Genomic DNA, 23508 nt, shown 5'->3' on the forward strand with positions numbered 1-23508 from the left:
AGTGGACATAAGCGCAACACAGGGAGTTCGCTATGTCCAAAAAACATCCGATTATTGCTATCACCGGTTCCAGTGGTGCAGGCACGACCTCAACTAGCCAAGCATTCCGTAAAGTTTTCCACCAACTCAATATCCAACCAGCTACATTAGAAGGGGATAGCTTTCATCGTTACACGCGGCCTGAAATGGACATGGCTATCCGCAAGGCGAGAGAACAAGGTCGGCATATCAGTTATTTTGGTCCTGAAGCGAATGACTTTGCTTTGCTAGAACAAACTTTAATTGATTATGCAAAAACAGGTTGTGGACAATCACGAAAATACCTACATACCTATGATGAAGCGGTTCCGTACGGTCTACAACCGGGTACTTTTACACCTTGGGAACCACTCCCTGAAAAAACTGATGTGTTATTCTACGAGGGTCTGCATGGTGGGGTTGTTACACCTGAGCATAATGTAGCGCAACATGTTGATTTACTTGTTGGCGTTGTCCCGATTGTCAATCTTGAATGGATTCAAAAGTTGGTTCGTGATACGACCGAAAGGGGCCATTCCCGTGAAGCGGTTATGGACTCTGTTGTGCGTTCAATGGGGGACTATATCAACTACATTACCCCTCAGTTTTCGCGTACTCATATCAACTTCCAACGAGTTCCGACTGTAGACACCTCCAACCCATTTTCAGCCAAAACTATCCCTTCACAAGATGAAAGTTTTATTGTGATCCGCTTTAGAGGGCTCGAACACATCGATTTCCCCTATTTGCTTTCAATGATCTGCGGTTCTTTTATTTCGGCTATGAATACCATTGTCGTACCCGGAGGAAAACTCGGTCTAGCAATGGAATTGATCATGATGCCATTAGTTGAAAAGTTAATTAATCAGAAAAACAGTTAAATTATTTCTCAAATAATAAGTAAGACGCTTACCATTAATTAAGGTAAGCATCTTTTTATTAAAATTTTAATATAAAAAATAAATTTATTTTTAATTTTTTATTTCAAAGCTATGAGTGACTTCAACCGTTTTTTCTAGCATCAGTGCCACTGAGCAATATTTTTCAGCCGAGAGCTGAACAGCTCTTTCAACCGTTTTTTCCGTTAATTCATTTCCTGTTACGATAAAATGCAAATGTATTTTAACAAAATAACGTGGAGCTTCTTCACGGCGCTGCGATGTTAATTTAACTTCACAATCAGTAATATCATTTCGCCCTTTTTGTAAAATTGAAACGACATCTATTGCACTACATCCACCTGCCGCCATTAGCACCATTTCCATTGGGCTAGGTGCTTTATCACCTGCATTACCATCCATCATGACTTGATGCCCTGAAGCTGACTCACCTAGAAAGGAAAGTCCTTCTACCCATTTTACTCTTGCTTCCATTTTATTCCCCTTGAAATGAAATCGGTTTAAAGGCTACATTGTTCCATAGATATAATGAATGTTATATCAGCTTTATTAGGCTGAAGCGATACAGGGGAGACTTTCTTCATTGGATATGCTACAAACAATACTTAGTTGATAGGACTAAGATCAAAACTCAGCGGTTTAATTGATTATATTATAGTGTTGATATCAATTTGTTTACCCTAGCCTATCGAATGCGCTGAAGTTATTCAGCTCTTCACATTATTTAGGGTATATAAGGCAAATTAATATGCTAAGCTAGTGACTTTAAAGCCAGCCTTTCTGGTAAGCTTTTCCGGATGGCTGCAATAACATACAGAGGATAACGCTAATGGTTCTCGGCAAGCCACAAACAGACCCTACTCTTGAATGGTTTTTGTCACACTGCCATATTCATAAGTATCCATCCAAGAGCACACTGATCCATCAGGGTGAGAAAGCAGAAACCCTTTACTATATCGTTAAAGGTTCAGTGGCTGTTTTAATTAAAGATGAAGAAGGCAAAGAAATGATCCTCTCTTACCTGAATCAAGGGGATTTCATTGGTGAACTGGGGTTATTTGAAGAAGGGCAAGAACGTACTGCGTGGGTGAGAGCTAAAATCGCTTGCGAAGTTGCTGAAATTTCTTACAAAAAATTCCGTCAATTGATTCAGGTTAACCCTGATATTTTAATGCGTCTCTCAGCGCAAATGGCCAGTCGTTTACAAACAACATCAGAAAAAGTCGGCAACCTTGCCTTCTTAGATGTCACAGGCCGTATCGCTCAAACCCTATTGAATCTAGCGAAACAACCTGACGCAATGACCCACCCAGACGGTATGCAAATCAAAATTACCCGTCAGGAAATTGGCCAAATTGTCGGTTGTTCCCGTGAAACTGTTGGCCGTATTTTAAAAATGCTGGAAGATCAAAACTTGATCTCTGCACACGGTAAAACCATCGTTGTTTATGGTACACGTTAATTAACCTTTCAGCCTCGCTCTCTTGGCGAGGCATGCAATTTAAAATAGCTTTATATCGTCGATATAAGGCTATTTCAGTTTAATTATAGCAACATATTTATATGCTTATATTAATGAGTATCGTTTCTTTATATTTTCTCTATTTAGCTCTCTATATAATAATAATTATAATATTAAGTAGGGTTATATTTATGAAAATTACACTTAGCAATTTGTCAGGCCATTCCGAAATTTTTAAAAACATTAGCAATTCCGATGATTTTATAAAGAAAATCTTTGCTGTGACTGCCTCATCGAGAAAAGAGCCATTATCCACTCAGCGACAATCTAAACCATCACATGCTTGTAGCCTAGAAAGCATTGACTCTGCTTATGAAAGTGATTCAGAAAGTATAAATGATACTAAATTATTGAGTACTGACAAATTTAAGCATAAAGTTAATCAATTGAAAGGCCGCTTATATAAATTTTATGCATCTACTTTTTATAATGAACAAGATGCAGAGTCGCTAATAACAGAAAACCAGACCGTTTTTGAGGATTTTAACAGTACTGATAAAGAAATGCATGGATATGCGAATTTTTTATATCGGTACGTTAAAATCCCAGGAATTAACATCAACAGCTCAGAAATAAAAAACGAAATCATAAAAAACTACCATCATCCTAAGCAACTAGAAAATAAAAATGGCACTAAAATCCCTTTAATAACCAGAACAAGCAAAAAAAACATCAATAATATTGCTTTACCTTTAGAACCAATTAAACAAAGAACAAAGAATTTTTCTCAGAAAAAAATTACATATGTGCACTATAAAGTCTCTGACAATAATCAAGATAACCCACAAAAAAAACCTCTACCTAAAAGCACTTTTGAATTCAAGGGAAATATACAACAAACAAAAACTTCAGTATTAAGAACACAATATATCATGCAACATTACAAACTATCTAACAAATCTGCGCCATTAGACTATAAAACACAAAAAAATCACTTTAATAGGAATGTCAATTCAATTAAAACCTCTGACTTAATAAAAATAAGCAATAGCATTAAAAAAGAAAAAAGACTAACCATGGAAATGATGGCACTTAAAGATAATATATTTGAAATACAAAATCAAATTCATATTAACGATAACTTATTGAAAGAATTAAAAAAACAAACCATTAAATAAAACATCTCTATTTTATATAAGATCATTATTAATTCAAATGATTAATAATACATTATTAGTAAAATCATAATGCCATAAAATAAAATCAATGCATTGAATAAATTAATTATTTCAATATTAAGCATGAATATTTATTTAGCAAATTACTTTTTTAATATTAATATAGGATATGACTATGAAAACCACCCCCCTAGATACCACCATAACTAGCTCACTATACAGAAAAAACTCATCAACTGGGGCTAAGAAAGAAACACCCACTATTACACAAAAAATTAAAAATTTGAAAATAAATAATCCATTCTCATTTTTTCATTTTAACAAAAAAAATACGGAATCAAAATTCTATATTAGCTTACCAGAAGCTGGTTCAAAGGGAAGTGATTTAAATTTACTTAATAAATTAAACTCAAACAAAAAAACAATTTCTTCCCTTGAAAATAACCTTATAGATAATTCATTTAATATCCCACAATTCATTAAGGATTTAAAAAATAAAACAGAAAACTCCATTGATAATTTACTAGGTAAGAATGATTTTTTTAGTGAAATTCCAGCTACAGATGAAATCATAGAGAAACAAAATGAAACAATAGGCTATCTTAAACATTACCTAGATTTATTAGACAAAAATAAAAAATTGACCAATAAAAGCGAAGAGCTAAAAAACGAAATTGATGATCTGAAATCAGCCATAAGATATGAATCAAAAATAAGAGGAATTGCATACTTAAAAAAAGAAAGTAAATACTTAGTGTCATTAGAAAAAGAAATACCAATGAAAAATAATATAGAAGGAAAAAATAAAAAAATTGAAAAATTAATTAAAATACAAAACTCAGTAAAAATTTTATTGAGTAATGAATTAAAAGATATAAAAAATAAAGTTCACAATATTACATTGGATAAAAATGCTCTAGAAAAAAATATTTTAGCTCTGAAAAAACCGATAATATGTGAATCTTTCATTACCTACGATGAAGATAATACACCTATTTACCACAATGAGTCTCACGACTTTGATTTTGATGACCTATTTGAAAAAAAATTAGAAACTGAAAACACAAAAAACAATAGAATTATTAAAAACTTAATATTAGAAAATGACTTGTTATATAATTCAATTGAAGAGTTAGATAATGATAACCTTGATTATAGAGGTTTAGTCCAAGACTTAAGAATTGATAATAATAATAAAAATCATGAAATTAGAGCACTACAGGAAAAGCTTGCCAACAAAGCGCTATCCATGGCCTCAATTAGTCTCACCTCGTTATCTTCTGGCTACCATTCCGATAATGAAGACAATAACCTTACATCAGATCTTAAGGTTAGTGAGGAAAAAATAGCTCAAAAAGAAGAGACACTAAAAAATAAATATCCTTTAGCCAATAATAAAGGAGTAAAAAAATATTTATATACACATAAAGTTCAATGCCTAGCTGCTGGAATACCAATTAGTAGTTCAAAAGAGCAATTACAAGCACGATTGAAGGCAATAAAAATACAATTACCAACCCAGTAAATGCTATAAAAATTAAATTTTCAATAAGTTGCAGAAATCATTCTGCAACTTATCTCTTAGTTATTTCAACAACTTCCCAATCGCTGTCTCTAATTTCACCATACCGCTATTAATTTCTTCTTCAGAAATAATCAGTGACGGCGTAAACCGCAATACATTAGCACCCGCATTAAGCATCATTAAACCTTCTACTGCACTGGCTTGCAGGATATCTTTCGAACGGTTCAATAGTTTGCCGTCTAACTCAGCACCAATTAATAAGCCCATTCCTCTGATCTCAGAAAAAACGTGGTATTTATCATTCAGTTTATTTAAATGAGCGATAAATAATTCACGACGTTTTTCGACACCATTTAGTACTTCCTCAGTATTAATAATATCAAAGGCCGCGTTCCCTACCGCACAAGCCAATGGATTACCACCATAGGTTGTACCGTGAGACCCAACTTCCATTGTTTTAGCAATTTCTTCTGTGGTGATCATAGCACTAATAGGAAAGCCGCCCCCCAGTGCTTTTGCCGTGGTTAAAATATCGGGGGTCACATCATAATGCATATATGAAAATAATTTCCCTGTACGCCCCATACCGCTTTGTACTTCGTCAAAAATTAACAGTGCATTATTTTCATCACACAGCTTACGTACACCTTGTAAAAATGCAGATGTTGCCGCGGTCACCCCACCTTCACCTTGTACAGGCTCAAGCACTACCGCACAGGTATTTTCATCTATAACCGCTTTTACTGCTTCAAGATCGTTGAAAGGGACATGGATGATATCGGCAGGTTTTGGCCCAAAACCATCTGCATATTTCGCTTGCCCACCAACAGAGACCGTAAATAATGTTCTGCCATGGAAAGCTTGCTTAAATGCAATAATCTTAGTTTTATAAGGATTATATTTGGTGATGGCATAACGACGCGCTAACTTAAATGCGGCTTCATTCGCTTCAGAACCTGAATTAACAAAAAATGCACGGTCAGCAAAAGTAGCGCTAGTTAATTTTTGCGCTAACTTAAGTGCTTGCTCATTGGTAAAAATATTACTGACATGCCACAGTTTTTCGCTTTGTTCACGCACTGCCGACACTAAGCTAGGATGGCAATGGCCAAGGGCAAGAACGGCAATCCCCCCTGCAAAATCAATATATTCTTTACCTTGCTGATCCCAAACACGGCTACCTTCACCTTTAACTGGGATAAACTCAGCGGGTGAAAAAATAGGCAACATAACTTGATCAAAAGTCTGCCGATTGACTGATTGTTGTTCTGACATACCCCTCACCTACCCTTACTCTCTGCTAAAATGAAAATATAATCATCAAATATGAATAAAAAATCACAAAAGAGCAATAGTTAACGGAGAAATATGCATAATTAATTTGTTATCAATGATATTCGCAAACTAATACTTCAGAAAATTATTCAGTAATTCATGGCCTTGTTCACTTAGAATACTTTCTGGGTGGAATTGAACACCTTCTATAGGTAAAGTTTTGTGCCGTATTCCCATGATTTCATCAACATCACCGTTATTTAATGACCATGCTGACACATCAAAAGAAACAGGAAGTGTCTCTGCTGCAATAACTAAAGAATGGTAACGAGTCACAGTCAAAGGACGGTTTAAACCTTTAAACACACCTTGGTGATTATGATGGATTGCTGATGTTTTGCCGTGCATAACTTGACGAGCCTTAACGACTGATGCGCCAAAAGCTTGCCCAATCGCCTGATGCCCCAAGCAAATACCCAAAATAGGGAGTTTACCCGCAAAATATTTTATTGCCTCAAGGGAGATACCAGCCTCATCAGGCGTACATGGCCCAGGCGAAATCACAAGATGGGTAGGCGAAAGCTGTTCAATTTCTTCGATGGTAATTTCATCATTACGTTTTACAACAACCTCAGCACCTAACTCACAGAAGTATTGGTATAAGTTGTAGGTAAATGAATCGTAATTATCAATAAGTAGAAGCATATTAGGCTATCCGACTGATTTTTATCATTATATATTATTTTCTTATGCATATTTTTTAGGTCTTGGCAATCAGAACGATGATTAAAAACGCTAAAAAATAATAAGGCCGGCTATCATAGCACAGCCAAGACAAGAAAATAGCCTATTTAAGTCAATGAATGCTTTTATCAGAAATAATTTTCCATATAAAAATCATGGAATTATATTTACATTACGATAACAAAATGATATTGAAGTTAAGAATTACTTTAAATACAAGGAAGTAAAAGCCACCTCAAAAAATAGAAAAATCGGATTAACTTTTAGTGGATAACACAAGTAAGGTGCATCAGAACATGTCACAGAACCGATATTTACAACTCAAGCGGGCAGGTAAATTCACCTACCCACTGTGTATATAAGATTAAGGCTTTTTAATCACTTCTGCTGAAATGATAGTAACGGGTTCAACAGGAACATTTTGATACGGACCAACATTCTCTGTTTTCACTTTAGAGATTTTATCCGCTACATCCATACCTTTTACCACTTTACCAAAAACCGCATAACCAAAGTCACGTTGACCATGGTCTAAAAACGCGTTATCAGCAACGTTAATAAAGAACTGGCTTGTTGCGCTATCTTTATTTGCAGTACGAGCCATAGAGATGGTGCCACGTAGGTTACGTAGCCCGTTATCTGCTTCATTTTTAATTGGCGCTCGAGTTTGTTTTTGCTGCAAATCTTTATTAAAGCCACCGCCTTGGATCATAAACCCAGGAATAACACGGTGGAAAGTGGTTCCGTTGTAATAACCTTCATTAACATATTGAACAAAGTTTTCTGTCGAAACAGGGGCTTTCTTACCATTCAGTTCTAATTCAATATCACCCGCTGAAGTGACTAATTTAACATAAGTCTCACCCGCCGATAATGCAAAAGAGGACGCGCTAATTGCGCAAATGGCCAAAATTGGCACAAAAATTCGTTTTAACATGTAAGATCCCTTTCATTGTGACTCATTACAACTACAATCAAGCAATTTTAGAGCGAAGCTAGCAAGATTGCTGAAGATTTACCTATATTTACGCCAAAAACGGTCAAACCTACCAAGCATGTTAAATTGTAGACTAATTTAGACAAAAAACTTCACAGATAATGATTATTTATTAATTAGCTAGATTTTACGATTTATATCACGCTAAAGGTAAAGCATTTCACTATTAAGTCAGTAAAATCAATACAAGGGATATTTCAAGTTGTCGGGATGGCGTAAGCAAAGCTATAATCCCCCAGCCTTTTGAGGCTAACTCAGGGAGAACGACAAATGGTAATTAAGAATCATAACTACCAGATGGCAAAATTTGTCATCAGTGCACCGGATATTCGGCATTTACCAAAAGATACCGGTATCGAGGTTGCTTTTGCTGGCCGCTCAAATGCGGGTAAATCAAGCGCTTTAAACGCATTAACTCAACAAAAAGGTTTAGCACGCACCAGTAAAACCCCAGGAAGAACTCAGCTAATCAACCTATTTGAAGTTGAGGAAGGCATTCGCCTTGTTGACCTTCCCGGTTATGGTTATGCCGAAGTTCCCGAAGAAATGAAACGCAAATGGCAACAAGCGCTCGGTGAATACTTACAAAAGCGGGAATGTATTAAAGGGCTTGTGGTGCTAATGGATATTCGCCACCCATTGAAAGATCTTGATATGCAAATGATAGAATGGTCTGTTGCAATGAGTGTACCAGTCCTCGTTTTACTGACTAAGGCGGACAAACTTGCCTCTGGCGCGAGAAAAAAACAGCTGACGGAAGTGCGTCAAGCTCTTGCACCACTTGAGGGGGATATTGAAGTTGAATATTTCTCAGCACTGAAAAAAATAGGCGTTGATAAACTTCGTATTAAGTTAGATAGCTGGTATAACACACCAATTTAATCCCATCACTGTGTGAGCTAGAAATAGCTCACTAAGCCTTTGATAGTCTAATCTACTGAATTTTAGGCAAAAAAAATGCTCCAATCAAAAAAATTGACTGGAGCAGCTAATATTCAGCTAAATCCGATTACGTGAAGTAAAAGGTCTGAAAGATAGAACATCTTACCTCTGTACCCTACGCCTATTAATGTACTTTATTTTTCGCTCGAAAAAAAGGCTTTTTGTAGTTTTTTTTCAAAGCTTACTACGATTCAGCAAGTGTATCTTAAAAACACAGCCCTAAAAACGTATTTTAATTACATATTTATGAGAGGTAAGTCGCATAAATATGTCATGAAATCATTCTGTTTTCATTGTTAGTTTAGTGGTTTATCGGGTAGTTATATTCAATTTATAGTGAATAATGTCAAATGCATAAAAAAACGCCTAATGGTTTTATTAGGCGTTTTTTATTGTCAGTCAGATAAAACTAATAATTAATGAGCTTCATCCCAATTATTACCTATTCCAATATCTACTTTTAACGGAACATCCAGTTTCATGCTTTGCTCCATTAATGTCTGAACCTGTGCTTGTACCTGTTCGAGTTCTGACTCCTTAACTTCAAACACTAATTCATCATGAACTTGCATTAGCATATCAGCATGGGGTTTCTCTGTTTGTAGCCACTCATCGACAGCAATCATTGCTTTTTTAATAATATCAGCAGCTGTTCCTTGCATTGGAGCATTGATAGCTTCACGTTCAGCAGCTTTACGGCGCATACCATTACTTGATTTTATATCAGCCAAATAAAGCCTGCGCCCTTCTAGTGTTTCAACGTAGCCTTGTTCTGATGCTTGTAGACGTGTATTTTCCATATAGCGTAGAACACCTGGGTAACGTTCAAAATAGAGATCCATATAACGTTGAGCTTCACCACGCGGGATACCTAATTGCCTTGCTAGCCCGAATGCGCTCATCCCATAGATAAGACCGAAGTTAATTGCCTTAGCACTACGACGCTGATCACTGGTTACTTGTTCAAGTGGAACACCAAATACCTCTGCTGCCGTTGCTTTGTGAATATCCTTGCCTTCCGCAAATGCAGTGAGTAGGCCTTTATCTTGAGATAAATGTGCCATGATACGTAATTCAATTTGTGAATAGTCCGCAGCCATGACTTTATAGCCTTCGCGTGCAACAAAAGCTTGGCGAATACGGCGGCCTTCTTCTGTTCTTACTGGGATATTTTGTAAGTTTGGGTCCCTTGAAGACAAACGCCCAGTCGCCGTAACGGCTTGATGATACGACGTATGCACACGCTGCGTACGTGGGTTTATCATAAGCGGTAGTTTATCTGTGTAAGTCGATTTCAATTTAGCTAAACTACGATGCTCCAGAAGTAATTTTGGTAAAGCATGGTTTAATGCAAGTTCTTCAAGTACTTCTTCATTGGTCGAGGCTGCACCACTTGGCGTTTTTTTGATAACAGGTAGTTGTAATTTTTCAAATAAAATTGCCTGTAATTGTTTTGGTGATGCCAGATTAAACTCTTCACCAGCGAGCTCAAACGCTTCTTTTTCAAGTTCTGCTAAACGCGCAGTAATGATTTTCGACTGTGCAGCTAATACTGTTGCATCAATCAAAACCCCTTTACGCTCCATTCTGACTAAAACAGGAACTAATGGCATTTCGATATTCTTAAAAATATGGTTAAGTTTTGGCTCAGCTTCCAATTGAGGATACAGTGCTTGGTGCAGTAATAATGTTACATCAGCATCTTCTGCCGCATAGTTCGAGGCCTGCTCTAACGCGATTTGATTGAAAGTTAGCTGTTTTTTGCCTTTGCCCGCAATTTCTTCAAAACTCACTGTCTTATGGTTCAAATGCCGCTCAGCCAAACTGTCCATATCATGACGGCCCATCCCCGCAACGCTATTGAGCACATACGACTCCAACATCGTATCGTAGCCGATACCTTTTAACTCAATGTCATAATTTTCAAGAACTTCCGCATCATATTTCAAGTTTTGCCCGATTTTGAGGATTTTTTCACTTTCCAGTATCGGTTTCATTGCTTGTAAAACTTCATCCAGTGGCAACTGAGCTGGTGCATCAAGATAATCATGGGCTAACGGTAGGTAGGCGGCATGACCCGCTTCAATTGCAAATGACATCCCCACAAGGCGCGCTTCTTGTGTGTCTAAGCTATCTGTTTCAGTATCAAAAGCAAACAAAGATGCTGAGCTCAATTTTTCCACCCAGCGCTCTAAGTCTGCCTTTTCTAAAATTGTTTGGTAATTTTCAGCATTTAAGGTGGGGGCCGTCGGTACTGAGACTTTTGCCGTAGATGTTGCTATAGCCGGATTTGCTTTAGCAGTTGAACCTTTACCTTCCATCCACGTCCCATTTTCTACATCAGACAACCAGCGCTTGAATTCATAACGGCTAAACAACTGATGCAATTTGTCTACATCAGGTTGATCGACGCGTAACTCTTCACAGGTTTTGTCTAACTTAACATCCGTTTTAATAGTGGCCAGTTGGTATGATAAGAAAGCTAATTCACGATTTTCAGCCATTTTTGGCGCTAATGTTTTAGACCCTCTAAAGCCCAAAGGCGCTATAGCTTCTAGGTTCTCATATATTTTTTCTAAGCTGCCAATCCCTTGTAATAAAGCCAGCGCTGTTTTTTCACCAACACCAGGCACACCTGGGATATTGTCTGATGAATCCCCCATTAACGCTAAGAAATCGATGATAAGCTCAGGTGGTACCCCATATTTTTCTTGAACCTCATCCGGACCTAAAATAGTGTTATTCATGGTATTGATGAGCGTAATATTAGGCTCCACAAGTTGTGCCATATCTTTATCACCAGTACTAATCAAAACAGGTGTACCGTTACGACTAGCTTCACAGGCCAAAGTACCTATTACATCATCAGCTTCTACACCAGAAACAACGAGCAACGGTAGCCCCATAGCTTCAACCATACTGTGTAGTGGTTCAATTTGTGCGCGTAAATCATCTGGCATCGGCGGGCGATGAGATTTATAACTTTCGAATAACTCATCACGAAATGTTTTTCCCTTCGCATCAAAGACAACAGCAACATGGCTAGGTTTATATTGCATGACCAAGCTACGCAGCATATTAATTACGCCATACATAGCCCCTGTAGGTTCACCAGCACTGTTGGTCAGAGGTGGAAATGCATGGTAAGCACGGTATAAGTAAGAGGAACCATCAACCAAAATAAGAGGGTTTTCTGCAATCTGAGCCATAATCTGTCATCATCTTTTATCGGGAACGAATGCTAATAGGATGCCATAATGTCGCTTCAGATACATCCCAAGTTTTTTCCACTTAACCACTTTGTTAAAATCTCGCCGATCAGTATCTTCTTTCAAGTAAACGACCTAGCTATAGTTAACCTAAGTGATTACTTTCATTAACTCTAGTCACTTAATGTTACTAGGTGCTTTGACAAAACCTGTGGATAACCGTGTGTATAAATTTATGTTGCTCAGTAAATTCAACAAGTAACATGTATTAAAAAGACTAAAACAAGAAAGTAATATCAATGACTTAGTGTAATGAAGAATTGCTTTAATGCAAAGAAGAGGAGATTAAGTAATTGTGGATATTGATTCAATATACTTTATATGACAGTTGATGGTGGCGATATTACCACCATCAATCATACTTATTTTTTATTGACTAAAAAATTCACAACGTTAGAGAATTCTTTACCATAGTCTGCGGCGTTATCTACAGTGATGCCGTTATTACGTACTTGGTATTTACCATTAACAAATACAGCTGGAACGCCTCTAAGCTTTAAGTTCTGCGCGGCTTGTCTTTGTTGCTCAACAAGACCTTTAACAGCGAAACTATTTAAAGCTGCATCATACTCCTCAGCAAGAATACCAGCTTTGATAAAGGTATTACGGATATCTGCTTTGGTGTTAATAGTTTGCGTTTTTTGAATACCTTCAAACAAAAGAGGGGTCATTTTATCTTCTACTTTCAGAACAGTAGCAACCACCCAAGCTTCAGTTAAATCAGGCCCCAAAGGACCAAGGAAATCGACGTGATAACGCGCTTTTGTTACATTGTCTGGTAAGTTTTTCTCTACTGTTGCAGGTACTTTATACACAGTTTCAAATTGGTAACAGTGTGGGCAATAGAAAGAGAAAAACTCAATAACTTGAGGTAAACCTTGCACAGGTTGTACCTCAGTGTACTCTTTACCTTCGGTATAATTTGCCGCAGCAGCACCAAATGACATAGCAATACCAAGCAAAGCCAACATAATTTTTTTCATATACTACATTCTCCAAAAACAAAGACTTAAAAGTTAAAACTGAGGGGTTAACTGCAAAGGGGGATCTTTCAATCGTTCGGTTTGTTGTATAAATTCGAGTGATTGTTTTTTCCAAAAATCATCAGCTTGCAGCCATGAAAATGCACGAGGGAATGCAGGGTCTTGCCAGCGACGGATAACCCATCCAAGATAATGCACCATACGCATAGCTCTGAGAGGTTCAATAAGCTTTAGCTGTTTTACATCAAAGTCACAAAACTCATTATAACTTTCTAATAATGTATCTAATTGAATGACCTGCTCTTGACGAGGGCCATTTAATAACATCCATAAATCTTGGATTGCGGGACCATTTCGAGCATCATCAAAGTCCACCAGCCAAGCCTCATCTCGCCATAAAATATTACCGGGGTGGCAATCACCTTGTAAGCGAATTGACGACAATGTTGTAGGCCACAGTAATTTTACTTGTGCAATTAATGCATCCAGTGACTCAATAAACTGCTCTTTATAACGTGCAGTTATCAGTGGGCTAGATGTAATTATGTGCCGAGGTTGATCAAGGTATTCCTCAACACCCATTGTAGGACGAAATGCAAAGTTTTTACGTTTACCAATCTGGTGTATTCGCCCTAATAAGTGCCCTACACTTTCTAATTGAAATAAATTATCAGTTTCATATTGCCGACCACCGATACTCGGAAAAACAGCAAATAAAAAGCCACCGAACTCTAATACTGTTTGCCCTGCAAATTCAATTGGTGCAGCTATAGAGAGACCTTCCTCGACTAATTCCAATGTAAAGTCGTGTTCTTCTTGAATTTGTGAGCGGTTCCAACGTTCAGGGCGATAAAATTTCACCACATAACGCTGACGGTTTTCGTCTTGAAATTGATAAACTCGATTTTCATAGCTGTTTAACTCTATTAAGCCCGATTCAGGGTAAATCCCCACTTCCATCAAGGCATCTAGAATCAAATCAGGAGAAATTCCACTGAAATGGAAATTCGAATGCTCTATTTTATCCATCACAGTTTAATCTTTAATGATGCCGCGAGCGCGCAAAATGGCTGTTTTAAAGTCATCTTCATAATCTTTTTTTAGACCAGGGATCACTTCATTACTGTTCGTGCCACGCATTTTTAAATGATAAATTAGTACATCATCTGTCAATTCAGACAAACTGCCTTTAAAACCTGCTTCATCTGCCAGCTTTTGTAATAACTCTACTAGGTTTAAATCTGAATTATCTTTCCAAACAGGATGTAGTAGCTCAATAACTTCATTTAAACGATGGCATTTCATGTTTATTCCTTTATCACGAATATTCGATACAAGTTACCAATAATCATACAAGAGAAAAAGCGAACTGTTGTCAATCTACGTAAAGTTTAACTGCAATTGTGACGAATATTCATTGATTTTATAACCAAATAGAATAAATTTTAGCAATTACTATACTCGAAGGTGTTTTCTGGGAATGTTAAAACATTTTATTGAAGATATTCAAGGATATTGAACATGACGTTTCGCCAGTCAATAACAGGTGTCATACTTGCAGGTGGCCTAGGCACCAGAATGGGGGGGCAAGATAAAGGTTTAGTCCCTTTGATGGGTAAACCCCTTTACCAACACATATTAGAGCGCCTAAGCCCACAGGTAGGGTCAATAATGATCAATGCCAACCGTAACCAAGCTCGTTACAATGAAAGTCAGTTAACGGTTATTTCTGATTTAGAGAATAACTTTTCTGGCCCTCTTGCAGGTATGCAATCTGCAATGCATTATGCCAAAACTGATTGGTTGCTATTTGTCCCCTGCGATGTCCCCGCTTTTCCGCTAAATTTAGCTGAAAAAATGTTTAACGAAAAAGGCAATCATTTAGCCTGTTATGCACAAGATGAAAGACGCGAGCACCCTACATTTGCCTTGCTCCATCGTTCATTAAAAACACAACTTGATGATTACCTTGCAAGAGGTGATCGTAAATTGATGATATTTATGCAAGAAGTTAATGCAAAAGGGATTATTTTTTCATCAGAATTCGATGCATTTGCAAACCTAAATACCTTAGAAGATAGTCGTAATTGGGAGTTACAACAAAAATAACTATGAAGCAAAATACTCTACCTCTACTAGGAATTACTGCTTATAGCGGTACCGGTAAAACAACATTGTTGAAAAAAGTGATCCCTTTGCTCCGCCAGCGTAACTTACGTGTTGGCTTAATCAAACACACACACCATGATATGGAAGTAGATAAACCGGGCAAAGACAGCTTTGAACTACGCAAAGCTGGGGCTGACCAAACCTTAGTCGCCAGTCAAAAACGCTGGGCACTGATGACTGAAACCCCTGATGCCAATGAAATGGATTTGTATTATTTAGCGAGTCGCTTCGACCCCGCGTCATTAGACCTTATTTTAGTCGAAGGGTTTAAACAGGAAACGATCGATAAAATTGCCTTGTTTCGTTCAGAGGTCGGTAAGCCACTCAACGGCTTGATTGACAACTATGTCGTTGCTGTTGCTAGTAATGAAATTATCGATACCAATGTGCCACAGTTAGATATTAATAACCCTGAGCAAATTGCTGATTATATTGTATCTTGGTGGCAAAAGAGCCATTAGCTTGCTAATTTTTGTGTAATTAATAAACAAGTAAATTTGGATTAACTATACATAGCAATACGAGGTTCCTCACATTTTCAAGCTTTGGCATTTGAATTCATATCCCAATTTGATTAAAGTGCAGAAAAGTAAGAATACTGGATTGTTACTGTCATTACTGACAGGCAAAACCTGATATACCAATGATTTGTCATTGGGCTATCGGGTTTTTTTCGTTTCTAAGGGATTGAAAGTGAAGATCGCAAAAATATTAAACAACAATGTGGTCATTGCCCTGAATGAGAAACAACAGGAAATCGTTGTCATGGGGAGGGGCTTGGCATTTCAAAAAAAAGCACATGACGATGTCGATATAACAAAAATTGAAAAAATTTATGAGTTACGTAGCGACGAGTTAACTGCTCGGCTTAGCGAATTACTTAGCCATATTCCCATTTCCATCATGAAAACCTGTGATGAGATAATTCAACGAGCTAAATACCAGTTAGGTGAATTAAACGAAAGTTTATATATTGTATTAACCGACCATTGTAATTATGCCATTGAAAGGCAAACAAAAGGCTTAGCAATCACTAATACCATGCTATGGGAAATACAACGTTTATATCCAAAAGAGTACCAATTAGGCTTAGATTCATTAGCTCTAATTAATGAAAAACACGGTATCGAGCTACCTGTTGATGAAGCGGGGTTCATTGCTTTACATTTTGTAAATGCACAACTTACTGGGGAAATGCCCGTTGTCATACAAACAATGAAAGTAATGCAAGAAATCATTAATATCGTGAAATATAACCTCAAAGTTGACTATCATGAAGAAACTTTGAGTTATCAACGTTTTATTACTCACTTAAAGTTTTTTGCCCATCGCATGATGAATAATACACCCGTGCCAAATGATGATGCTTCGATGCATCTTGTCATTAAAGAAAACTATTCAACATCTTGGCGATGCGCCGAAAAAATAAGCCAGTTTTTACAAAAAAAATACCAACGCACTTTAACGGATGAGGAATGTATGTTTCTTACTATCCACATTGAGCGTGTCAGAAAAGAGAACTCGATATAACTTAATTAAATACGCTATGTGACTGACTTATAATAAAAACCTAATGGATTGTTACCGCCAATTCTGGTGGGCAAAACCTGATAATGACTCTTCTTACTGATAAGAAGAGGGTATCAGGTTTTTTTTTGCACATTCATAGCACTAATGTTTATCATCATGTGATAAAGGAATATTTTATGAAGTACCAACCTTTAGCAGAACAAATCATTCACGATGTTGGCGGTCAAGACAATATCGTCAATGTTATTCATTGTGCCACTCGCTTACGCTTTAAACTTAAGGAAATAAAACAAGCCAACCCTGAACATTTGAAACAAAATTCAGAGGTGATTACCGTTGTTGAAAGCGGTGGGCAATTTCAAGTTGTCATTGGCAATCACGTTCATGAAGTCTATAACGCAATAAATCAATTAATTGGCAAAGAAGATACAACCGTAGTGTCTCCCTCTAAAAAAGATAAAAACCTATCCAGCGAAAAAGAGGATAAAGAAAATATTTTTAGCCATTTTATCGATATTGTTTCCAGTATATTCACGCCAATACTGGGAGTTATGGCTGCATCAGGGATTTTAAAAGGCTTTCTTTCTTTATTTGTTACGCTTCATTGGCTATCAGAACAAAGTGCCACCTATAAATTATGGTTTGCAGCCAGTGATTCACTATTTTATTTCTTCCCGCTAGTGCTCGGTTATACCGCAGGGAAAAAGTTTGGGGGTAGCCCATTCTTAACCATGGCTATTGGAGGGGCGCTAGTACATCCATCCATGTTAACTGCGTTTCAACAAAGCCTTGCGGGCGCAGCTCCCGAATATTTTTTAGGAATTCCACTCACATTTATTAATTACAGTACGTCTGTTATTCCTATTATCTTTGCAGCTTGGCTGAGCTGTTTATTAGAAAAAAGGCTGAACCTCTTATTACCTGCGGCGATGAAAAATTTTATTTCACCATTTTTATGTTTATTAATTATCGTCCCCCTCACTTTCTTGGTTATCGGCCCGTCAGCAACTTGGTTAAGCCTATTAATTGCAGATACATTCCAAGCTATTTATAACTTTACCCCCATTATTGCTGGCGCATTTATGGGCGCAATTTGGCAGGTGTGTGTTATTTTCGGTCTACACTGGGGAATTGTTCCAATTAGTATCAATAACCTCAGTGTATTTGGGCAAGATGCACTCGTGCCATTACTTCTCCCTGCTGTTGCTGGGCAAGTCGGTGCAGCACTTGGCGTCATGTTAGCAACCCATAATGCAAAAATGCGAATTATGGCAGGCTCTTCCGTCACCGCGGGGATCTTTGGTATCACTGAGCCCGCTGTGTACGGTGTTACCTTACCACTACGCCGACCTTTTATCTTCGGCTGTATTGGAGGCGGTGTCGGTGGTGCAATCATCGGCTACAGCCAAACGCTAACTTACTCTTTTGGGCTAGTGAATATTTTTACCTTTACCCAAATCATCCCTGCAAGCGGCTTTGACAAAACCGTTTGGGGAGCAATCATCGGCTCATTGATTTCATTTACCTTCGCTTGCCTAGCAACCCGTTTTTTTGGCGTTAAAAAGCAGCCACAACAAGCTCAACCTACTGATGTTCAAGTGCAACCCGTTGCTCCGAATGACATTCTATCGCCAATGTCTGGCCGTACATTACCTTTAAATGAAGTTCCCGATGAAACCTTTGCAAGTGGATTACTCGGCCAAGGTACCGCAATTATTCCAAACATTGGTGCGGTATATGCCCCATTTGATGGGGAAGTGGCCTCATTTTTTAAAACTGGGCATGCGCTAGGTCTATTAAGTCAAAGCGGTATTGAGGTGTTGATCCATGTGGGTATAGACACCGTGAAACTAGACGGTCTCTACTTTACTCCTGAGGTAAAACAAGGGGATACGTTCAAAGCCGGTGACCTGTTACTCACCTTCGATTTAGAAAAAATTATTGAATCTGGTTATGACGTAACAACACCAATCATTGTTAGTAATAGTGATGACTATGCTGCTGTTAAAACCATCACGCTCAACCAAACAATCAATCCCGGTATTACATTCATGACAGTTAATCCGAAATAAGGAATAAAATGATGACAAAATTTCCTGAGACATTTTTATGGGGAGGCGCCATTGCAGCAAACCAAGCAGAAGGCGCTTATTTGACAGCAGGAAAAGGGTTAAGTACCTCTGATGTTCAACCAAATGGTATTTTTGGTGGAGTCGTTAAACGCACCAATAATGACCAATATATTAAAGATATCGCTATCGATTTTTATCATCGTTACCCAGAAGATATTGCTCTTTTTGCTGAAATGGGGTTCACCTGTTTACGTACCTCTATCGCATGGAGCCGTATTTTCCCACGTGGCGATGAGCAAGAAGCAAATGAAGAAGGGCTGGCTTTCTACGATAAATTATTTGCAGAAATGGCGAAATACCATATTCAACCTGTAGTTACTTTATCTCATTATGAGATGCCCTATCACTTAGTCACGGAATATGGTGGTTGGGGAAGTCGCCAAGTCATTACATTTTTTGAACGCTATGCACGCACTGTTTTTCAACGGTATAAAGACAAAGTCAAACTTTGGCTCACATTTAACGAAATCAACATGTCACTTCACGCCCCGATGACAGGTGTAGGATTAGCAGAGACCAGCTCAAAAACAGCGGTTTATCAAGCTATCCATCACCAACTTGTTGCCAGCGCAAGAGTGACAAAAGCCTGCCATGAAATTATTCCTGATGCCAAAATAGGGAACATGTTGCTCGGTGGGTTAGTTTATCCCCTAACATGCAAGCCCAATGATATTTGGGAAGCCATGACTGAAAATCGCACATGGTTATTCTTTGGTGATGTTCAATGCCGTGGGACTTACCCCGGTTATATGCTACGTTATTTTAAAGATAACCAAATTCATCTGAATATTACCGAAGAAGATAAACAAGATCTTAAACAAACTATTGATTTTATCTCTTTCAGTTATTATATGACTGGCTGCATTACCGCAGATAAAGAAGAATATAATAAGAAACGAGGTAATATTCTCAGTATGATCCCAAACCCTCATTTAGAAAGCTCACAGTGGGGATGGCAAATTGATCCTCAAGGGCTAAGAACAATATTAAATTTATTATGGGATAGATACCAAAAACCATTATTTATTGTTGAAAATGGGCTAGGGGCTATCGACCAAGTGACTCCTGAGGGAGATATTATTGATGATTACCGCATACAATATATTAACGACCATTTAGTCCAAGTACATGAAGCCATTCAAGATGGTGTAGATGTTATGGGTTATACTAGTTGGGGACCGATTGATATTGTTAGCGCCTCAAATGCGCAAATGTCTAAACGTTATGGGTTTATTTATGTTGATAGAGATGACCAAGGCAATGGCACGCTTGAACGCAAACGGAAAAAAAGCTTTTATTGGTATCAAAAAATCATTAAGTCAAAAGGGGAGTTATTAATTCGTTAATTAACCTAATTAAATATTGAGGGGTTTATACTTTATAAGCCTCTCTAGTAATATTACAGATATTATATAGGTAGTTTCTACATCCTATATTTAATATATAAAATTTACGTAGATATTAATAAATACTATTTTGTATTTATTAGTTTTTTGCGCCTTAAAATAGGTTCCATAATAAATGAATAAAAAAATTATATTTCCCCTGTTATTTTTAACATTACCCGCTATTGCTAATGAACAATCATGGGATGGTACTGTATTAGGGTTTGAACCTGCCCCTAAAGGGCTATTTGGCGACATGCTTGGCATTCGCCCTATTTTATCGGATCATGGTTTTTCATTTCATAGTAATTATTTAAGCCAAGTTGCCTATAATGCAAGTGGCGGTTATGATGATGATAAATACACCGCTTATATTGACCAATTTGCCTTCACCTTTACCCAAGACCTAGAGCGGTGGACAGGCATCCCAGATGCTCGTATTGAAGGGAATATTGTTAACCGCAATCACAATGATGACCTCACCTTAAAACGGGTTCAAGACCCACGAACTCCTAATTATGACCAAACCCAAGAAAGTGCTGGCGGTGGTTCTATTACACGCTTAGGTTGGCTAACTTTCGCCCGAAGTTTTGACGAACGCCGTCTCACTTGGCGTATTGGCATGATGAATAAAGTACAAGAATTCGACCAAATTATTCCATGTGATTTTCAATTGCGCACCCAGTGTGGTGGTAAATCTGCAAATGCTCTTGTCTGGAGTAACTGGAATATTCACACGTGGGGAACCACTGTCAGCTATAAAATCACACCAGAGGTGACTATTAAAACAGGGGTTATGGAACAAAATCCTCAAGCAACTGATAGAAGCCACGCTTGGAGCTGGTCAACTAAAGGCAGTAAAGGCATTGTATTACCTTTAGAGGTCGAAAGCCGCACTTTCGTCAATGGGTTACCGGGGGTCTATAATGTAGGATTATTGTACACCAATGCCAAACAGCAAGATCTCTACAAAGATAAAACCTACCACAGCACATGGTTTATCTATGGTGGTATGAACCAACAATTAACTCGCCACCAAGACGACCCCAATAGAGGTTTAAGTTTATCCTTAAGTGGAAGCTACCACGATGAACGTAGTAATTTTATGAATTATGTGGTTTCAAGTTCCTTGCGTTATCGTGGATTATTCGATGCAAGGCCTGAAGACTGGGTGGGTTTAGGTGTTTCTTATATTGAATTAAGTGATCACTTTGCCAAAGGCCAAAAACAGTATAACCAACAATTTGGCATCACAGATTACCATGACCCTTTCTTTCGCCCTATAACCTCTAACGCGTTTAACGCAGAACTGTATTACCGTTTCAAACCGGTTTCTTGGCTAGAGCTACAACCTGATGTCCAATACTGGCACAATCCAGGGGGGATTAAGCAAACCTCTGATGCATGGGTACTCGGCTTAAAAACCGTCGTCACTTTCTAAACATATCAGGCCTGAAAGCTAAACTTACCGGCTATCAGGCCAATAATTTTCCGCCATCTTTCGCAGCTTTGATTTTTCCCTGTAATACCCTATTCTGTGTTTAATTTCTTAATCTATCGTTCTAGCTAGGCTGATAAATGACTCGCACTCAACGCTTACTGACTTTATTGCAAATACTCAAAGAAAACCGCTACCCCATTACGGCAGAAGCTCTTGCTTCTCAGCTACAAGTCAGTATCCGCTCTATTTACCGAGATATTGAGTCGTTACGCAACCAAGGCGCTGAAATCTTAGGTGAGGCGGGTATTGGTTACCAACTAAAAACCGGCTTATTATTGCCTCCACTCACTTTCGATGAAAATGAACTGGAAGCACTGGTTTTAGGTTTGCGCTGGGTTAAAAGTAATGCCGATAGAGAGCTAAAAAACTCAGCAATACGTGCCATTAGTAAAATAAATGCTGTCGTAGCAGGTAATTCACAGAAAATCTTAAACCAAAACACCTTGTTTGCGCCCACCACACATTTCCATGAAATAAACGATATTATTGCTAAAGACTTGCGCCTAAGCTTACGCGAAGAATGTAAAGCTCAAATTATTTACCTAGATGGCCAGAACCAACAGAGTGAACGAATTATTTGGCCGATTGCAATTGGTTATATGAAAGATTCCCAAGTACTCGCCGCTTGGTGTGAATTACGGGAAAGTTATCGCCATTTTCGTTTAGACCGCATTCAATCCTATCGTGCCCTTGAGCATAAACTCCCCTACCCTAAAAATTATTTGCTTGAACGATGGAGTAAAGAAGTCCTCTGCGTGTCTACTGACAATTTCTGACACAGCTGTACCTTATAGTAAGTGCTCAACTTCTTATAAGGGAATAATCATGAGCGAACTGGTGCTTTTTACTAATTCAATGTCACGCGGTAATACTGTTGACCTACTGTTAAAAATTTTAGATGTTCCTTATAAACGTATTGAATTAGATTATGGTGCAGATATGCACACGGCCGAATATTTGGCAATTAACCCAATGGCAAAAGTCCCAGCATTGGTTGATGGTGAGGCTATCGTCACTGAAACAGCGGCGATTTGTTTATATTTAGCGGACAAATTTATTGAAAAAGGCTTAGCTCCTGCACTTAACGACGCCAAGCGTGCTGATTATTATCGATGGTTCCTATTTACCGCGGGCCCAATAGAAACTGCGTTCACAATTAACGGCCTTAATATTCAGCTCAATGAAGAACAACAAAAATCATCTGGATTTGGTTCTGTTGAACGCACAATGGCGTGCTTAGAAACCGGTTTAAATAACGCTAAACCTTTTATTTGTGGCGAGCAATTCACCGCAGTGGATGTGTATGTAGGGGCATTTGTAATATTCTTCACTAAATACAATATGATGGAAGTCACACCAGCAATGAAAGCTTACATGAAAAACTTGTCAACTATTCCTGAAATTGCCGAGCTACTCGCGTAATCCTCATGTAAAAAGAGCCAAGTTATTAACTACTTGGCTCTTTTATTCATTAACAGTATAACCAATATTATTCGTAT

Annotated in this window: 22 protein-coding genes; 13 read left to right on the plus strand and 9 right to left on the minus strand. The window is 37.9% G+C overall.

What is annotated here, in order from left to right; translation table 11 throughout:
• Positions 1-32: 32 nt before the first annotated feature.
• Positions 33-899, plus strand: a complete 867-nt coding sequence (locus ACIPUA_RS02145) for a phosphoribulokinase (protein ID WP_042847611.1) — start codon at positions 33-35, stop codon at positions 897-899.
• A gap of 90 nt (positions 900-989) precedes the next feature.
• Here ACIPUA_RS02145 and ACIPUA_RS02150 read toward each other — a convergent pair whose 3' ends face one another.
• Positions 990-1391, minus strand: a complete 402-nt coding sequence (locus ACIPUA_RS02150) for an OsmC family protein (RefSeq protein ID WP_042847613.1) — start codon at positions 1389-1391, stop codon at positions 990-992.
• 355 nt (positions 1392-1746) lie between these two features.
• Between ACIPUA_RS02150 and crp the strand changes: the two genes are divergently transcribed.
• From crp to ACIPUA_RS02165, 3 genes are all read left to right on the plus strand, one after another.
• Positions 1747-2379, plus strand: a complete 633-nt coding sequence (crp, locus tag ACIPUA_RS02155) for a cAMP-activated global transcriptional regulator CRP (protein WP_004262556.1) — start codon at positions 1747-1749, stop codon at positions 2377-2379.
• A 191-nt stretch (positions 2380-2570) separates the two neighbouring features.
• Complete coding sequence (locus ACIPUA_RS02160) at positions 2571-3557, plus strand: hypothetical protein (RefSeq protein ID WP_449059230.1); 987 nt, start codon at positions 2571-2573, stop codon at positions 3555-3557.
• A gap of 175 nt (positions 3558-3732) precedes the next feature.
• Entirely contained in the window at positions 3733-5082 is a 1350-nt protein-coding gene (locus ACIPUA_RS02165) for a hypothetical protein (protein ID WP_449059231.1), read from the plus strand.
• Between the two features lie 60 nt (positions 5083-5142).
• Here ACIPUA_RS02165 and ACIPUA_RS02170 read toward each other — a convergent pair whose 3' ends face one another.
• The 3 genes from ACIPUA_RS02170 to ppiA all read right to left on the minus strand — a co-directional run bounded on the left by ACIPUA_RS02170 (position 5143) and on the right by ppiA (position 8038).
• Entirely contained in the window at positions 5143-6357 is a 1215-nt protein-coding gene (locus ACIPUA_RS02170) for an aspartate aminotransferase family protein (RefSeq protein ID WP_042847617.1), read from the minus strand.
• Between the two features lie 129 nt (positions 6358-6486).
• Complete coding sequence (locus tag ACIPUA_RS02175) at positions 6487-7062, minus strand: aminodeoxychorismate synthase component II (RefSeq protein WP_042847620.1); 576 nt, start codon at positions 7060-7062, stop codon at positions 6487-6489.
• 403 nt (positions 7063-7465) lie between these two features.
• Positions 7466-8038 (minus strand): peptidylprolyl isomerase A, encoded by a 573-nt coding sequence (ppiA, locus tag ACIPUA_RS02180; RefSeq protein ID WP_042847622.1) that lies wholly within the window; start codon positions 8036-8038, stop codon positions 7466-7468.
• A gap of 330 nt (positions 8039-8368) precedes the next feature.
• Here ppiA and yihA point away from each other — a divergent pair, with 330 nt between their 5' ends.
• Positions 8369-8980, plus strand: a complete 612-nt coding sequence (gene yihA, locus ACIPUA_RS02185; protein WP_449059232.1) for a ribosome biogenesis GTP-binding protein YihA/YsxC — start codon at positions 8369-8371, stop codon at positions 8978-8980.
• Positions 8981-9093: 113 nt separating this feature from the next.
• On the opposite strand, the gene ACIPUA_RS02190 is transcribed toward yihA, so the two are convergent.
• The 5 genes from ACIPUA_RS02190 to ACIPUA_RS02210 all read right to left on the minus strand — a co-directional run bounded on the left by ACIPUA_RS02190 (position 9094) and on the right by ACIPUA_RS02210 (position 14597).
• Positions 9094-9141, minus strand: coding sequence for a hypothetical protein (locus ACIPUA_RS02190; protein ID WP_438361642.1), 48 nt, complete (start codon positions 9139-9141; stop codon positions 9094-9096).
• 315 nt (positions 9142-9456) lie between these two features.
• Positions 9457-12249, minus strand: a complete 2793-nt coding sequence (gene polA / locus ACIPUA_RS02195; protein ID WP_042847626.1) for a DNA polymerase I — start codon at positions 12247-12249, stop codon at positions 9457-9459.
• A gap of 422 nt (positions 12250-12671) precedes the next feature.
• Positions 12672-13292 (minus strand): thiol:disulfide interchange protein DsbA, encoded by a 621-nt coding sequence (gene dsbA, locus ACIPUA_RS02200; RefSeq protein ID WP_042847629.1) that lies wholly within the window; start codon positions 13290-13292, stop codon positions 12672-12674.
• Between the two features lie 33 nt (positions 13293-13325).
• Complete coding sequence (locus tag ACIPUA_RS02205; RefSeq protein WP_042847631.1) at positions 13326-14321, minus strand: serine/threonine protein kinase; 996 nt, start codon at positions 14319-14321, stop codon at positions 13326-13328.
• Between the two features lie 6 nt (positions 14322-14327).
• Positions 14328-14597, minus strand: a complete 270-nt coding sequence (locus ACIPUA_RS02210; protein ID WP_042847634.1) for a YihD family protein — start codon at positions 14595-14597, stop codon at positions 14328-14330.
• Positions 14598-14813: 216 nt separating this feature from the next.
• Here ACIPUA_RS02210 and mobA point away from each other — a divergent pair, with 216 nt between their 5' ends.
• The 8 genes from mobA (at position 14814) to ACIPUA_RS02250 (ending at position 23431) form a co-directional block, all read left to right on the plus strand.
• Positions 14814-15401: a molybdenum cofactor guanylyltransferase MobA gene (gene mobA, locus ACIPUA_RS02215; RefSeq protein WP_048605421.1), complete on the plus strand. Its 588-nt coding sequence runs from the start codon at positions 14814-14816 to the stop codon at positions 15399-15401.
• 2 nt (positions 15402-15403) lie between these two features.
• Positions 15404-15922, plus strand: a complete 519-nt coding sequence (gene mobB / locus ACIPUA_RS02220) for a molybdopterin-guanine dinucleotide biosynthesis protein MobB (protein WP_042847638.1) — start codon at positions 15404-15406, stop codon at positions 15920-15922.
• A 232-nt stretch (positions 15923-16154) separates the two neighbouring features.
• Positions 16155-16991, plus strand: a complete 837-nt coding sequence (gene licT / locus ACIPUA_RS02225) for a BglG family transcription antiterminator LicT (protein ID WP_042847639.1) — start codon at positions 16155-16157, stop codon at positions 16989-16991.
• A 176-nt stretch (positions 16992-17167) separates the two neighbouring features.
• Positions 17168-19063, plus strand: coding sequence for a PTS beta-glucoside transporter subunit IIABC (gene bglF, locus ACIPUA_RS02230; RefSeq protein ID WP_131680827.1), 1896 nt, complete (start codon positions 17168-17170; stop codon positions 19061-19063).
• 11 nt (positions 19064-19074) lie between these two features.
• On the plus strand, positions 19075-20469 hold the full coding sequence (locus ACIPUA_RS02235; RefSeq protein WP_181469309.1) for a glycoside hydrolase family 1 protein: 1395 nt from the start codon (positions 19075-19077) through the stop codon (positions 20467-20469).
• 175 nt (positions 20470-20644) lie between these two features.
• Entirely contained in the window at positions 20645-21949 is a 1305-nt protein-coding gene (locus ACIPUA_RS02240; RefSeq protein ID WP_449059233.1) for a carbohydrate porin, read from the plus strand.
• A gap of 137 nt (positions 21950-22086) precedes the next feature.
• Positions 22087-22785 (plus strand): helix-turn-helix transcriptional regulator, encoded by a 699-nt coding sequence (locus ACIPUA_RS02245; RefSeq protein ID WP_042847643.1) that lies wholly within the window; start codon positions 22087-22089, stop codon positions 22783-22785.
• A 49-nt stretch (positions 22786-22834) separates the two neighbouring features.
• Entirely contained in the window at positions 22835-23431 is a 597-nt protein-coding gene (locus ACIPUA_RS02250; protein WP_181469014.1) for a glutathione S-transferase family protein, read from the plus strand.
• Positions 23432-23508: the final 77 nt, after the last annotated feature.

The organism is Providencia sp. AGC89, assembly GCF_053543535.1.

Coding starts and splice junctions, on each gene's coding strand:
- ACIPUA_RS02150 (WP_042847613.1), bottom strand. CDS start 1,391: ATGGAAGCAAGAGTAAAATGGGTAGAAGGACTTTCCTTTCTAGGTGAG.
- ACIPUA_RS02165 (WP_449059231.1), top strand. CDS start 3,733: ATGAAAACCACCCCCCTAGATACCACCATAACTAGCTCACTATACAGA.
- yihA (WP_449059232.1), top strand. CDS start 8,369: ATGGTAATTAAGAATCATAACTACCAGATGGCAAAATTTGTCATCAGT.
- ACIPUA_RS02205 (WP_042847631.1), bottom strand. CDS start 14,321: ATGGATAAAATAGAGCATTCGAATTTCCATTTCAGTGGAATTTCTCCT.
- ACIPUA_RS02245 (WP_042847643.1), top strand. CDS start 22,087: ATGACTCGCACTCAACGCTTACTGACTTTATTGCAAATACTCAAAGAA.
- polA (WP_042847626.1), bottom strand. CDS start 12,249: ATGGCTCAGATTGCAGAAAACCCTCTTATTTTGGTTGATGGTTCCTCT.
- ACIPUA_RS02240 (WP_449059233.1), top strand. CDS start 20,645: ATGAATAAAAAAATTATATTTCCCCTGTTATTTTTAACATTACCCGCT.
- crp (WP_004262556.1), top strand. CDS start 1,747: ATGGTTCTCGGCAAGCCACAAACAGACCCTACTCTTGAATGGTTTTTG.
- mobA (WP_048605421.1), top strand. CDS start 14,814: ATGACGTTTCGCCAGTCAATAACAGGTGTCATACTTGCAGGTGGCCTA.
- mobB (WP_042847638.1), top strand. CDS start 15,404: ATGAAGCAAAATACTCTACCTCTACTAGGAATTACTGCTTATAGCGGT.
- ACIPUA_RS02145 (WP_042847611.1), top strand. CDS start 33: ATGTCCAAAAAACATCCGATTATTGCTATCACCGGTTCCAGTGGTGCA.
- ACIPUA_RS02170 (WP_042847617.1), bottom strand. CDS start 6,357: ATGTCAGAACAACAATCAGTCAATCGGCAGACTTTTGATCAAGTTATG.
- ACIPUA_RS02235 (WP_181469309.1), top strand. CDS start 19,075: ATGACAAAATTTCCTGAGACATTTTTATGGGGAGGCGCCATTGCAGCA.
- ACIPUA_RS02250 (WP_181469014.1), top strand. CDS start 22,835: ATGAGCGAACTGGTGCTTTTTACTAATTCAATGTCACGCGGTAATACT.
- bglF (WP_131680827.1), top strand. CDS start 17,168: ATGAAGTACCAACCTTTAGCAGAACAAATCATTCACGATGTTGGCGGT.
- ACIPUA_RS02175 (WP_042847620.1), bottom strand. CDS start 7,062: ATGCTTCTACTTATTGATAATTACGATTCATTTACCTACAACTTATAC.
- dsbA (WP_042847629.1), bottom strand. CDS start 13,292: ATGAAAAAAATTATGTTGGCTTTGCTTGGTATTGCTATGTCATTTGGT.
- ACIPUA_RS02210 (WP_042847634.1), bottom strand. CDS start 14,597: ATGAAATGCCATCGTTTAAATGAAGTTATTGAGCTACTACATCCTGTT.
- ppiA (WP_042847622.1), bottom strand. CDS start 8,038: ATGTTAAAACGAATTTTTGTGCCAATTTTGGCCATTTGCGCAATTAGC.
- ACIPUA_RS02160 (WP_449059230.1), top strand. CDS start 2,571: ATGAAAATTACACTTAGCAATTTGTCAGGCCATTCCGAAATTTTTAAA.